The 13,550-nt window shown below is 49.4% G+C and carries 10 protein-coding genes; all 10 read left to right on the forward strand.

Going from position 1 to position 13,550, the window contains the following annotated elements:
- The first annotated feature begins 14 nt into the window (after positions 1 to 14).
- The 10 genes from dnaK to thiI all read left to right on the forward strand — a co-directional run bounded on the left by dnaK (position 15) and on the right by thiI (position 13,475).
- Positions 15 to 1,892, forward strand: coding sequence for a molecular chaperone DnaK (gene dnaK / locus V2546_RS04790; protein ID WP_118299191.1), 1,878 nt, complete (start codon positions 15 to 17; stop codon positions 1,890 to 1,892).
- A gap of 266 nt (positions 1,893 to 2,158) precedes the next feature.
- A complete protein-coding gene (gene dnaJ, locus V2546_RS04795) occupies positions 2,159 to 3,319 on the forward strand; it encodes a molecular chaperone DnaJ (protein WP_118299190.1) in 1,161 nt (386 codons plus the stop codon).
- Positions 3,320 to 3,832: 513 nt separating this feature from the next.
- Positions 3,833 to 4,303, forward strand: a complete 471-nt coding sequence (locus V2546_RS15650; RefSeq protein ID WP_486463563.1) for a hypothetical protein — start codon at positions 3,833 to 3,835, stop codon at positions 4,301 to 4,303.
- A gap of 268 nt (positions 4,304 to 4,571) precedes the next feature.
- Positions 4,572 to 5,993, forward strand: a complete 1,422-nt coding sequence (locus V2546_RS04800; RefSeq protein ID WP_329751687.1) for a hypothetical protein — start codon at positions 4,572 to 4,574, stop codon at positions 5,991 to 5,993.
- A 139-nt stretch (positions 5,994 to 6,132) separates the two neighbouring features.
- Positions 6,133 to 7,632: a hypothetical protein gene (locus V2546_RS04805; RefSeq protein ID WP_329751688.1), complete on the forward strand. Its 1,500-nt coding sequence runs from the start codon at positions 6,133 to 6,135 to the stop codon at positions 7,630 to 7,632.
- Positions 7,633 to 8,610: 978 nt separating this feature from the next.
- Positions 8,611 to 9,018 carry a hypothetical protein gene (locus V2546_RS04810; protein WP_215703607.1) on the forward strand — a complete coding sequence of 136 codons (408 nt, stop codon included), beginning with the start codon at positions 8,611 to 8,613 and terminating at the stop codon, positions 9,016 to 9,018.
- Positions 9,019 to 9,281: 263 nt separating this feature from the next.
- Complete coding sequence (gene prmA / locus V2546_RS04815; RefSeq protein ID WP_118297097.1) at positions 9,282 to 10,238, forward strand: 50S ribosomal protein L11 methyltransferase; 957 nt, start codon at positions 9,282 to 9,284, stop codon at positions 10,236 to 10,238.
- Entirely contained in the window at positions 10,238 to 10,993 is a 756-nt protein-coding gene (locus V2546_RS04820; protein WP_329751689.1) for a 16S rRNA (uracil(1498)-N(3))-methyltransferase, read from the forward strand. Before prmA ends, V2546_RS04820 begins: the two co-directional genes overlap by 1 nt.
- A 109-nt stretch (positions 10,994 to 11,102) precedes the next feature.
- Entirely contained in the window at positions 11,103 to 12,266 is a 1,164-nt protein-coding gene (locus V2546_RS04825) for a cysteine desulfurase family protein (RefSeq protein WP_118297095.1), read from the forward strand.
- A gap of 27 nt (positions 12,267 to 12,293) precedes the next feature.
- Positions 12,294 to 13,475: a tRNA uracil 4-sulfurtransferase ThiI gene (gene thiI, locus V2546_RS04830; protein WP_118297094.1), complete on the forward strand. Its 1,182-nt coding sequence runs from the start codon at positions 12,294 to 12,296 to the stop codon at positions 13,473 to 13,475.
- Positions 13,476 to 13,550: the final 75 nt, after the last annotated feature.

Raw genomic sequence — 13,550 nt, forward strand, 5'->3', positions numbered from 1 at the left:
AGGAGGAAAAAATCATGAGCAAGATCATTGGTATTGACTTAGGTACAACAAACAGCTGCGTAGCAGTTATGGAAGGCGGTAAACCAACAGTTATCGCTAATACAGAAGGTGTCAGAACAACACCGTCTATCGTTGCATTTACAAAGACAGGAGAAAGACTTGTCGGTGAGCCGGCAAAGCGTCAGGCAGTTACAAACGCTGACAGAACCATCTCCTCCATTAAGAGACATATGGGTACTGACTACAAGGTAGACATCGACGGCAAGAAGTACACACCGCAGGAGATCTCCGCGATGATCCTTCAGAAGTTAAAAGCAGATGCTGAAAGCTACCTCGGTGAGAAGGTAACAGAAGCTGTTATCACAGTTCCGGCTTACTTCAACGATGCCCAGCGTCAGGCAACAAAGGATGCAGGTAAGATCGCCGGTCTTGATGTAAAGCGTATCATCAACGAGCCGACAGCGGCAGCCCTTGCTTATGGCCTTGACAACGAGAAAGAGCAGAAGATCATGGTATATGACCTCGGCGGCGGTACATTCGATGTTTCCATCATCGAGATCGGTGACGGCGTTATTGAAGTTCTTGCGACGAACGGTGATACACACCTCGGCGGTGATGATTTCGATAACCGTGTCACACAGTGGATGATCGATGAGTTCAAGAAGACAGAGGGCGTAGATCTTTCCGGTGATAAGATGGCACTTCAGAGATTAAAAGAAGCTGCTGAGAAAGCAAAGAAGGAACTCTCTTCCGCAACAACAACAAATATCAACCTTCCGTTCATCACAGCAACTGCTGATGGCCCGAAGCACTTAGATATGAACCTTACAAGAGCAAAATTCGATGAACTCACAAGCGACCTCATCGAGAGAACAGCGATCCCGGTACAGAATGCATTAAGAGATGCCGGCTTAACAGCAGCAGATCTTTCCAAGGTTCTCCTTGTAGGTGGTTCCACACGTATGCTTTCCGCACAGGAGAAGGTAAAACAGTTAACAGGCAAAGAGCCGAGTAAGTCCTTAAACCCGGATGAGTGCGTAGCCATCGGTGCAGCGATCCAGGGTGGTAAGTTAGCAGGCGATGCTGGTGCCGGCGACATCCTTCTTCTCGATGTTACTCCGCTTTCCCTTGCAATCGAGACCATGGGCGGCGTAGCAACAAAGCTGATCGAGAGAAATACAACCATCCCGACAAGAAAGAGCCAGATCTTCTCCACAGCCGCTGATAACCAGACAGCTGTAGATATCCACGTTGTACAGGGTGAGCGTGAGTTCGCAAAGGACAACAAAACTCTTGGCCAGTTCCGTCTTGATGGTATCCTTCCGGCAAGAAGAGGTGTTCCGCAGATCGAAGTTACATTCGATATCGATGCAAACGGTATCGTAAATGTATCCGCTAAGGATCTTGGAACAGGCAAAGAGCAGCACATCACGATCACATCCGGTTCCAACATGTCCAAGGATGATATCGATAAGGCTGTTAAGGAAGCTGCAGCTTACGAGGCTGAGGATAAGAAGAGAAAAGAAGCGATTGATGCGAGAAACGAAGCTGACTCCATGGTATTCCAGACAGAGAAAGCTCTCGAGGAAGTCGGCGACAAGATCGATGCAAACGACAAGACTGCTGTTGAGGCTGACTTAAATGCCCTCAAGGAAGCAATCGCAAAAGCTCCGGCAGATCAGATGACAGATGCTCAGGTCGATGAGATCAAGGCGGCGAAAGAGAAACTCATGAACAGTGCCCAGAAGTTATTCTCCAAGGTTTATGAGCAGGCTCAGGCAGCTCAGGGCGCAGCAGGTGCCCAGGGTCAGGCTGGTCCGCAGGCAGGTCAGAGCGCAAGCCAGGCAGGCTACGGCGATGATGTCGTTGACGGAGACTACAAAGAGGTCTAAGACGAAAAATAAATTGACAGACTGAAAATAGTCTGTCAGGCAAAGCAGATCCGGAAGGACGCCCGCAAAAGGGCGTTCTTTCGGCTGCCTTGTTTCCGGACGATGAATGATCCGGAGAAAATTTATCACGGCAGAAGATAAAACCGTGATGTCTGGAATGGGTTCTGGCGTTATCTGGTTACGGCGTGTGAAGGCAGATCTTCCGGCGGCAGAATTCCGCAAAAGGTACGTGGTACCGTTCATTAACAAGAAAGGTAAAGAAAGCAATGGCAGAGACCAAGAGAGATTATTACGAAGTCCTCGGCGTGCCGAAAGATGCGGACGAAGCGGCGTTAAAGAAAGCATATCGAGTTCTTGCAAAGAAATATCATCCGGACGCAAACCCGGGAGACAAAGAGGCAGAGGCAAAGTTCAAGGAAGCTTCCGAGGCATACAGTGTCTTAAGTGATCCGGAAAAGAGAAAGAAGTACGACCAGTTCGGTCATGCGGCTTTCGACGGAGGTGCAGGCGGAGCCGGATACGGCGGATTCGACTTTAACGGAGCCGATATGGGAGACATTTTCGGAGATATCTTCGGAGATTTCTTTGGCGGACGTTCCGCATACGGAAGAAGCAGCAATGGTCCGATGCGCGGAGCAAATTTGAGAACGGGTGTCCGTATCACGTTTGAGGAGGCGATCTTCGGATGTGAGAAGGAGATCGAGCTTACCCTGAAGGATGAGTGTCCGAAGTGTCACGGAACCGGCGCAAAGCCTGGTACATCCCCGATCACCTGTCCGAAATGTAACGGTAAGGGTAAGATCGTCTATACACAGCAGTCGTTCTTTGGCCAGGTACAGAATGTCCAGACATGTCCGGACTGCCGCGGTACCGGTAAGGTTGTCAAGGAGAAATGCCCGGATTGCTACGGCACCGGATATATCTCCAGCAAGAAGAAGATCCAGGTTAAGATCCCGGCCGGTATCGATAACGGACAGAGTATCCGTATCGCCGGGAAGGGTGAGCCGGGTACGAACGGCGGCGAGAGAGGAGACCTTCTCGTTGAGGTTACTGTATCCAGAAGCCCGGTATTCATGCGTCAGGAGACTTCCATCTTCTCGACTGTACCGATTTCTTTCGCAACGGCAGCTCTCGGCGGTCCGATCAAGATCAAGACCGTTGACGGTGAGGTTGAGTACGAGGTAAAACCGGGAACTCAGACTGACACGAAGGTACGTCTCCGCGGTAAGGGTGTTCCGTCCCTGAGAAATAAGAATATCCGCGGTGATCATTATGTAACGCTTGTTGTTACAGTTCCGGAGAAGCTGAATGAGGAGCAGAAGGAGGCTCTGAAGCGGTTTGATGACGCGATGAAGGGAATTGCGCCGGAGGAAGGGAAGAAGAAAGGGTTCTTTAGTAAGCTGAAAGAGGATCTGAAGAACGAGTAATAGAGATTGGATTAGAAAACGCACGTTTTGCATGCAGGGAGGATCGGTATGCAGGGCGTGCGTTTTTTGTGTATGTGCTTGCTTGGGGTGTTGGCGAGGGTACGCGGTGAGATTCCAGACAGGAGTGCCGTGAAAATCTGGAAAAGGATTTTGAGGTGTGTTGGCGAGGGTACGCGGTGAGCTTCCGGCCAGGAGTGCCGGGGATGCGGGGATGGTTCCTCTAACCTCCCGAGAGACTGCTAAGGGCAGAAAATCGACGACACAACTCGCTGCGCTCAGACAAGTGTCATCGATTTTCTAACGCAGTCACCCGCGAGCTAAGAGGAAGCCAGATCCCCGGATCATGCACTCCTGTCCGGAAGCTCACCGCTGGGGGATGGTGGGATCGCAAATAATGGTCACAATAATGGGAAATAATCTGCTTGTGGAACCTGAAGAAGTCTGTTATAATGGGGGCAGCTGAAAGCGAGAAATTACCTTTGTTTCTGCGACAAATATGAACAAACTGTGAACATGCCAAAAATCACCTTCAAAAAAGCCTTTTTCAGAATATTCTGGAAAATACTTGCAAAAACGAGTCCGCAAAGCCTTTATTTATGCGGGTTCCCAGAGGCAAGTGTAGAAATGGAGGTCGCCCCTTTCAGGGCATTGACACATTATATCCGCATACTGCGTAATTTCCGAAATATTCGTAGAAATGGAGGTCGCCCCTTTCAGGGCATTGACACAACCCATTGGGAAAGCTTTATTGCAGACGAAATCCGTAGAAATGGAGGTCGCCCCATTCAGGGCATTGACACCAAAAAACGGAATTATATTTCTGTACTGTTTGTGATAGTAGAAATGGAGGTCGCCCCATTCAGGCCATTGACACAGTGTTACAATTGCAACAACCAGCGTGATGTGGATTCCGGTAGAAATGAAGCTCGCCCCACTCAGGGCATAGTTACCGAAGTTGAACAGACCAGAGAACTTTCTTTTTGAACAAGAAAGTCCTCTGGTCTTTTTCCATTCGTAAGATTGCAAGTGTAAAAAAATCGTGAACTGGCTATCGTAAAATAAAAACATAAAGACAGAGAGTTCAAAAGAGGATAACAGCAACATAAAATTTTCATACATTTTAAATCAACGGTTGGAGAAGTTTTTTGTTGTCTCTGTTAGAATAAAAGCAGGATCAAATTGAAAGCTCTGATGGACTCTGGCTGTGAAAGCAGGAGGCAGGGGAAGCGCTGACAAGCAGAAAGGAACGAGTATGTACGCAGACGATAAATATAAGATTGTCGGGACCATTTCTATTCCGGAGGAGAAACGGGAAGAGTTCAACAGGAATGTAGAAAAGGTTCTGGATGTGTTCGGGATCAGGCAGACGGAAAAGCGAATGGTTGGGGACAGGGAGATCACGGTGTTAAAAAAGCCGGAGGCAGATGAAGATGGAATCGTAAGGTTTAATTATTCCATGTTCGAGAAGAGGGTCCGGGAAGGTGACAGTTATAACACGAAAACATGTCAACTGATCTGTCCGGACCGTGGATGGGATGAATTCGGCGTTGCCATGAACAGCATTTTGATCATGCAGGAAGCGTATTCGGAGACACCGTGTTTCCTGATGAGTGATGATGCATTATGTCCGGTTGGAAGTTACGCTGCGATGATCGAGGACATGACCGGGGTAAAGCTGGACTTTCCTCACAGGGGAAGGATCCTGGATGTTCTGGCATTCCTGAAGCAGAGGGACGAGTACCGGGATGTGGATGAATATAAATTATGGAACAGGATATGGGATGATACGATCCCGTTTACGACGGACGATATCATAGAACTGTTACATGTAAAATTTATGCCCAGTGAGGAGAGACAGAAGAATCCGTTTTGTGGAACAAAAAGTGAGATTAAGGATGCGACTTTAGTTGATCTGGAAGATTACCTCGTAAAAGAAATCAAGGAATACCTGGCGGACGGATCCGATGAAGTGCTTCGGGATTTTTACAGGGAGCTGATCTCTTCGGAACTTCCGGAACGCCGGAAAATGGCAGAACAAGACGGAACATTCGGGATCATTGCCGAAATATCACTCCGTGCTCCATGTACCTACCTTGTTTCTGCATATGCGGAAGCGGCTGACATTCCTTTCTGGGAACTATGGTTTAGTCTTCAGACGAAGGGCTACCGGACAAAGACGAAAATGTACCATGATGATCTCAGCAATTCAGCGGAACATAGAAAAAGAAGAGAGCTTTATCAGATATACCGGCGCGATAATGAAGATGAATTTCTGGAATTTGGAGCCGGACATCTCTCCAAAAAGCTTCTGGGACAGATCGCAGAGTGGAAAGAAGAGGTCCTGGAAATTCAGGTGCCGGAAGAGTTTGATGCGGAGCGTGCTGCTGGACAGATCCTGTGGGAGATGGAACATGTATGGAACTGTCGTTATGTGAGCGAAGAGGCAGTGGAGATCGTTCAGAAGAACAGGGATGATGTGCGTTGGCAGAAAGCATTGCTGGCGTTTCGGAAATATATGAATGCGTATCAGGAATATTTCCCGGAGCTGCCTCCGGAGCTGGTAACGGAGCAGATCCTTGTCAGAGAGCGTGACTACTATTGCCGCACGATCATGGCTGCATTCTGGTCGCTCATGATGAATGAAACATTAAGGCAGGATACGTTCAGATTCTGAGAAAGGCGACGGCTGTTCACTGGATCTACAGGTTTCATGTACGGACGATGAAATCACTGGTAAGCAGAACGCACGTCAACAATGGCAGAAATTCGGCCTGTAATTATGGAGACGTGAACAGCTGCGAAAGGGTGAAAAAATGGGAACATTTATGGGTTATAAAGGAAGAATGGCGGTTCCGGACGATAAGAGGGAACTGTTTACAGAGCAGATGATGAAGGTGTTTTATTACGGCGGCATGATGTCGTTTGATGACGTGAAGCTGTATGGACATGAGATTTCTCTGCTCTGCCCGGTGAAAAAGACGTATGGAAAGGAAGTGCGTTTCCATTACAATTACTTTCAGGACGATGCCTGGGAGACGGTGGAGTATGATGAAAAGGGAAATCGTCTGTGGTCAGGAAAGGTCGGCAGTAATGAATTTCTCGATGTGATGGCGGCGGCTTATATGCTGTATGAACTCTATTCGGATGAAGCGGGGGCGGCGATGGTCGATGGCGATATTCTTGATGGTGGAGAGGCAGTCGGATGGCTGAACCAGATCCTGAAAACGGAGTTTACGAGAGAAAAGCGCCTGGATCGGTTGTGGGAGCTGGGCGAAAAATTGGGACTGGAGTCTGCGGATGGCGATTACGATGCGCCTGATGTCCGGAAGATCATGGAGCTGATTCCCGAGGGACTTCGGTTTGCGGCGGGTGGAACAGACCTGGCCGATCTTATCTATATCGCCAATGGAACTGAATGTTTATGCGGAAAAGAGCCGGATGGAACGTATCCGGCGGAAGTTTATCACTGCAAGATGGCGCTCAGGAAGTATTTTGAGAAAAAAGGAGAGAGCGGGATCGATGATCTGTGGGCGCTTGTAAAGATGGAGCGGAAAGAGAGAGAGGCGGTGACGGATACTGCATGGAAGGAGATCGTGGGATATACGGAGTTTCTTCCGGCAAGAGTGATCGTGTTTCTGACAGCGGAACTCATGGGGCGAGAATTCTGGAAAGAGTGGGCGAAACTGCGGGAACATGTCTATCATGATGAAACGAGGAAGGTTTATGCGGCACCGGAGATCCTGAAGTTCCGGGAGAAAAAACGCAGGGAGCCGGCAGTGCCTTTGAGAACGAGCGATTTTCTGCGTCAGGATGGATTTTTTGCTTTTTTTGATACTCCAAAGGAACTCAAGGGAAAGCCGAATTATTATATCAGCGATGCGGACCGCCTGTACTGGTGGGATGGATCCGATGAGGTGGAGATCCCGGAGGAGACGGACCAGTGGCTGAGGAAGCTCGGGGAACGGTATCGGAAGCTGCTGGAAGTGCAGGAAACGGAGAATGTGGACTTTTTGGAGTATTTTTTCGGGCTTCTCGAGCAGATCAATGAGTTTTACAAACGGGTATTTCCGTTTCAGGAGATGTTTTATGATTTCCTCCAGAACGACAGCCGCAGGGAGTACCAGGCTGCATTGAAGCTTTTGGAAGAGCTGGATCAGGAAAACCGTGAGGATGGAAGGATCATAGAGAAATTGTCCGGGAGCTGGGATCTTAACAGTTATAATGTGACGCACAATGCAGGACGGATGCGGATGAAGAGGTATCTGGCGGTTCTGGCGAATCGGGGGCTGCGGGAGATGTATTTTGGGTTTTAGGGAAGAACCTCCCGGGCGGCTGCTAAGGGCGGAGAACGTGGAGACAGCTGCTATGGGCATATAGGATTTTCTGAACTGAAAATTCCGTATGATACAGTTGAGGCTGCGGATTTTGCTGATTTGGAATGCGAAGCATCGGCAAAATCCTGTTCCAGTGCGCAGGCAAGAAAGCCTGTGTACTGGGACACAACTCGCTTTGCTCAAATAAGTATCCGCTGTTCTCCAACGCAGTCACCTGTGAGCTAAGAGGAAGCCAGATCCCCGGATCATGCACTCCTGTCCGGAAGCTCACCGCTGGGAGATGGTGGGATCGCAAATAATGGTCACAATAATGGGAAATAATCTGCTTGTGGAACCTGAAGAAGTCTGTTATAATGGGGGCAGCTGAAAGCGAGAAATTACCTTCGTTTCTGCGACAAATATGAACAAAGTGTGAACATGCCAAAAATCACCTTCAAAAAAGCCTTTTTCAGAATATTCTGGAAAATACTTGCAAAAACGGGTCCGCAAAGCCTTTATTTATGCGGGTTCCCAGAGGCAAGGGTAGAAATGGAGGTCGCCCCTTTCAGGGCATTGACACACTCAGGATTTCAAATCTCACTATTCATATCCTGCAGTAGTAGAAATGAAGGTCGCCCCTTTTAGGGCATTGACACACTAATCGTTGTTACTTCCTATGGTTCATTCTTGCTACAGGTAGAAATGAAGGTCGCCCCTTTCAGGGCATTGACACAACCGACTCTTTTTGAATTCAAAGCATGGAAAAGAAGTAGAAATGAAGGTCGCCCCTTTCAGGGCATTGACACAGTAAATTACATGCAGCCCCTTCTCATGAATATCATGATGTAGAAATGAAGGTCGCCCCTTTTAGGGCATTGACACACCAGATTCAACTTTGAAACAATCAGACTTTACATCGATGTAAAGACGATCAAACATGTCAGCGGATTTTTACTTGAGGTCGTTGTCCTCACGGCGATGGCAACTCTAGATATCGACCTGATCAGTACATATATCGTACCGATCGTTGTCTACACAGCAATCTGCTGTGCACTGACACTTGCGATCGCCCTCGGCTTCTGCAAACTCTTCTGTAAAGATGAGTGGTTCGAGAAAGCGATCATGGCATTCGGCGTAGGTACCGGAAACACAGCGACAGGTCTTGCGCTTGTCCGTGCGGTTGACCCGGATTCCAACTCCAGTGCACCGGATAACCACGGTGTGTACAGCGCAGTTATGTGCTGGAAGGAAGCATTCGCAGGTCTCGTTCCGATGTGGACGATGACAGGCGTCGGAATGACGATGGGCGTCGGCGGAGCGATGTTTGCGATCTGCATCATCGTGGGATGCATCTTATTCGTCCGTCCGAACAAAAAGACGGCATAATATTTCGTATCGATTCAGCAGGCCTGAACATTTACAAAATTTCATAGCATTCACTTCGCGGGACAGGGCAGAAAGCTCTGTCCCGCTTTGTATATGACGCAGTAAAGTCCCACCTTGCAAAGCCTGTGAAACTATGTTATGATATCATGTGATTTCGTCTGCATCCATATAGGATACAGGCATATGTGCGGAAAGCCGGATATGACAGAACGGAATAAAACGATTGGTCCTGACCGGCGATCATAAAAAAGGAGAAACAGCATATGAAATGGAAGAAATTCACTCTTGAGACGACCACGGACGCAGTGGACTATCTCGGAAGTATGTTCGATGATATCGGGATCGAAGGAATGGAGATCGAGGACAACGTGCCGCTCACAGAGAGTGAGACAAAGGGAATGTTTATCGATATTCTCCCGGAACTCCCGCCGGACGACGGTACTGCCCGTGTAAGCTTCTACCTCGATGAGGATGAAGATACGGAAGAAAAGTTAAAAGCAGTCCGCGAGGGACTTGAGGAGATCAGCCAGTTCGTAAATATCGGAACCGCAAAGATCACAGAGTCCGAGACGGATGATAAGGACTGGATCAACAACTGGAAACAGTATTTCAAACCGTTTACCGTGGACCATATCCTGATCAAGCCGACCTGGGAGGAGATCCCGGAAGAACATAAGGACAAGCTCCTGATCCAGATCGACCCGGGAACCGCCTTCGGAACCGGAAAACATGAGACAACGCAGCTCTGTATCCGCCAGCTTGAAAAATATGTAAAGCCGGGCGTAAAGGTCCTTGACCTCGGAACGGGAAGCGGAATTCTCGGGATCGCGGCTTTAAAACTGGGCGCTGATTATGTATTCGGAACTGATCTTGATGAGAATGCGATCACGGCTGTCCATGAAAACCTGGCTGCGAACGAGATCCCGGAGGAGAAGTTCGGCGTGATCCAGGGAAACATCATCGACGACAAGGCAACCCAGGACGCAGCTGGATACGAGTGCTACGATATCGTTGTGGCAAACATTCTCGCCGACATTATCATCCTGATCCAGAAACAGGTTCCGTTCCACTTAAAGAAAGGCGGGATCTTCATCAGCTCCGGTATCATTGATATGAAGGAACAGGCGGTCCGCGAAGCTCTCGAGGCAAACGAAGCGTTCGAGATCCTTGAAGTGACAAGACAGGGCGAGTGGGTATCCTTTACAGCGAGGAAGAAATAGTGTACCATTTTTTTACGGAAACAGAATTTTTTACAGGGACGGAGGCCGTGATCACCGGCCCGGATGTGAATCATATTAAAAACGTGCTGCGGATGAAGCCGGGTGAGAAGATCCTGCTCAGCGACGGAAAGGGAACGAACTGCCTCTGCGAGATCACGGAGCTTTTTCCGGACAAGGTTCTCGCGAAGATCCTGCCGGAAGAGGTGGACGATACGGAGCTCCCGGTACAGGTGACTCTGTACCAGGGACTTCCGAAAGCAGATAAAATGGAATTTATCATCCAGAAATGTGTAGAACTCGGCGTCACAAAGATCGTTCCGGTGGATACCGACCGCGCGGTGGTGAAGCTCGACGCAAAGAAGGAAGAAGCGAAGAGAAAACGCTGGTACGGGATCTCCGAGAGCGCGGCGAAACAGTCGAAGCGCATGATCGTGCCGGAGATCGGAAATGTGATGAAATTCAAGGCGGCGATCGAGGCGGCGAAAATGGATGACCTGGCGATCATTCCTTATGAGGATTCGGAAAGTCTCCCGGGTGCGGGCGGAATGGCGCTCACGAGAGAGCTGATCGGAAGCTTAAAGCCGGGACAGAAACTGTCCATCTTTATCGGACCGGAAGGCGGATTTTCGGACGGGGAAGTGGAGATTGCGATGAACTCCGGCGTGAGACCGGTGACACTCGGAAAGCGGATCCTGAGAACCGAGACGGCCGGAATGTTCGTGATGGCGGCGGTCGGATTATTGCTGGAATCATGAAGAAACGTGGAATACGAGAATAAGGAGAACGGTCAGGATAACGGAAAAATGACAGCAGGAAAACTGTGTGCATGGAGTTATTGCTGACAAACTGGGAGTAATAAAACTCATGGATAAGAGAGAAGTTTATTTTGACAACTCCGCGACTACCCGCGCGTTCGATGAGGTGCGCGATATCGTCGCTGAGACAATGACCGTGGATTATGGAAATACGTCCTCCAGACATATGAAAGGTGTGGAGGCGGAAAACTACATTAAGACTGCCCGCGAGGAGATCGCGAAAACGTTAAAGGTAAAGGACAAGGAGATCCTCTTTACCTCCGGCGGAACGGAGTCCAACAACATGGCGCTGATCGGTACGGCGCTTGCAAACAAGCGCGCCGGAAACCACATCATTACCTCCTGCGTGGAACATGCGTCCATCTACAATACGACAGCATTTCTTGAAGAGCTTGGTTTCCGCGTGACCTACCTTCCGGTCGACCACAACGGACATGTCTCCCTGGATGCACTCCGCGAGGCGATCTGCGACGATACGATCCTGGTGTCCGTCATGTATGTGAACAACGAGATCGGCGCTGTGGAGCCGATCGAGGAGATCGCGAAGATCATCAAGGAGAAAAAGCCGTCCGTCTACTTCCATGTTGACGCGATCCAGGCTTACGGAAAATATGTGATTCGCCCGAAAAAACAGGGGATCGATCTGTTATCTGCCAGCGGCCACAAGATCCACGGACCGAAGGGAACCGGCTTCCTCTATATCGATGAGCGCGTGAAGATCAAACCGATCATCTACGGAGGCGGTCAGCAGAAAGGTATGCGCTCCGGAACCGAGAACGTTCCGGGCTGTGCAGGACTTGGCCTTGCGGCAAAGATGGTCTATACAGACCATGACGCGAAGATCGATAAGCTCTACGCGATCAAGGACCGCATGGTGAAAGGCCTGCAGGCGATGGACGGCGTTACGGTCCACGGACTTACCGGACGTGACAGTGCACCGCAGATCGTGGCGGCAGGATTTGAGGGCGTGAGAGCGGAAGTGCTTTTACACGCATTGGAAGATAAAGGGATCTACGTTTCTTCCGGTTCCGCATGTTCATCCAACCATCCGGGTGTGTCCGGAACCTTAAAGGGGATCGGCGTGAAGGATTCCCTGCTCGATTCCACACTCCGCTTCTCCTTCGGCGCATTCAATACGGAGGAAGAGGTGGACTACTGCCTGGACGTGTTAAAAGAGCTTGTTCCGATGCTGCGGAGATACCGCAGAGCGTAAATATAGAAAACCAATGGAGGAAATTCCGTGAAATACAGATCATTTTTAATTAAATACGCGGAGATCGGCGTAAAGGGAAAGAACCGTTACCTCTTTGAGGACGCCCTTGTAAAACAGATCCATCACCGTTTAAAGAACCTGGAAGGAAAGTTCGAGGTTACAAAGGAAGCCGGAAGAATCTATGCGGAGGCATCTGAAGATTTCGATTACGATGAAGTGATCGACGCTCTCCAGCATGTATTCGGTATCGTCGGGATCTGCCCGATGGTCCAGATCGAGGACAACGGCTACGAGGACTTAAAGGCCCAGGTGGTCAAGTATATCGATGACGCATATGAAGATAAACACTTTACGTTCAAAGTTGTCGCGAGACGTGCGAATAAGCAGTATCCGGTCGTTTCCGACCAGATCAACCGCGACCTCGGCGAGGTGATCTTAAACGCATTCCCGGAGACAAAAGTAAATGTCCACACACCGGACGTATTACTCCGTGTGGAAGTCCGCCACAAGATCAACATCTTCTCCGAGACGATCCCGGGACCGGGCGGAATGCCGATCGGAACCGCAGGACGTGCGATGCTGCTCTTATCCGGCGGTATCGACAGCCCGGTTGCCGGCTGGATGATCGCGAAGCGCGGCGTTACGATCGATGCGACTTATTTCCATGCTCCGCCGTATACAAGTGAGCGCGCGAAGCAGAAGGTCGTTGATCTCGCAAAACTTGTCGCAAAGTACACAGGTCCGATTCGCTTAAATATCATCAACTTTACCGATATCCAGCTCTACATCTACGACCAGTGCCCGCATGACGAGCTTACAATTATCATGCGCCGCTATATGATGAAGATCGCGGAGACGATCGCGAAGGAGAATGACTGTCTGGCACTCGTCACCGGCGAGAGCATCGGTCAGGTTGCATCCCAGACGATGCAGTCCCTCGCCGTTACAAATGAAGTCTGCGAGCTTCCGGTCATGAGACCACTCATCGCGTTCGACAAGCAGGATATCGTGGATATTTCCTTAAAGATCGGAACTTACGAGACATCCGTTCTTCCGTATGAGGACTGCTGCACGATCTTCGTCGCAAAGCATCCGGTCACAAAGCCGAGCTTAAAGAAAATCAAAAATTCCGAAAAGAAGCTGGATGAGAAGATCGATGAACTGATGAAGACGGCACTTGAGACGAGAGAAGTGATCCGCTGCATCTAAAAAAAGGTGCAAAAAAACTGCCGGAAGTAAGATTCCGGCAGTTTTTAAAACCTTGTAACTGTTCAGTACCTTTAC

The sequence above is a fragment of the Clostridium sp. CM74B_53 genome (assembly GCF_036318045.1).
GTDB lineage: Bacteria > Bacillota > Clostridia > Lachnospirales > Lachnospiraceae > Pilosibacter.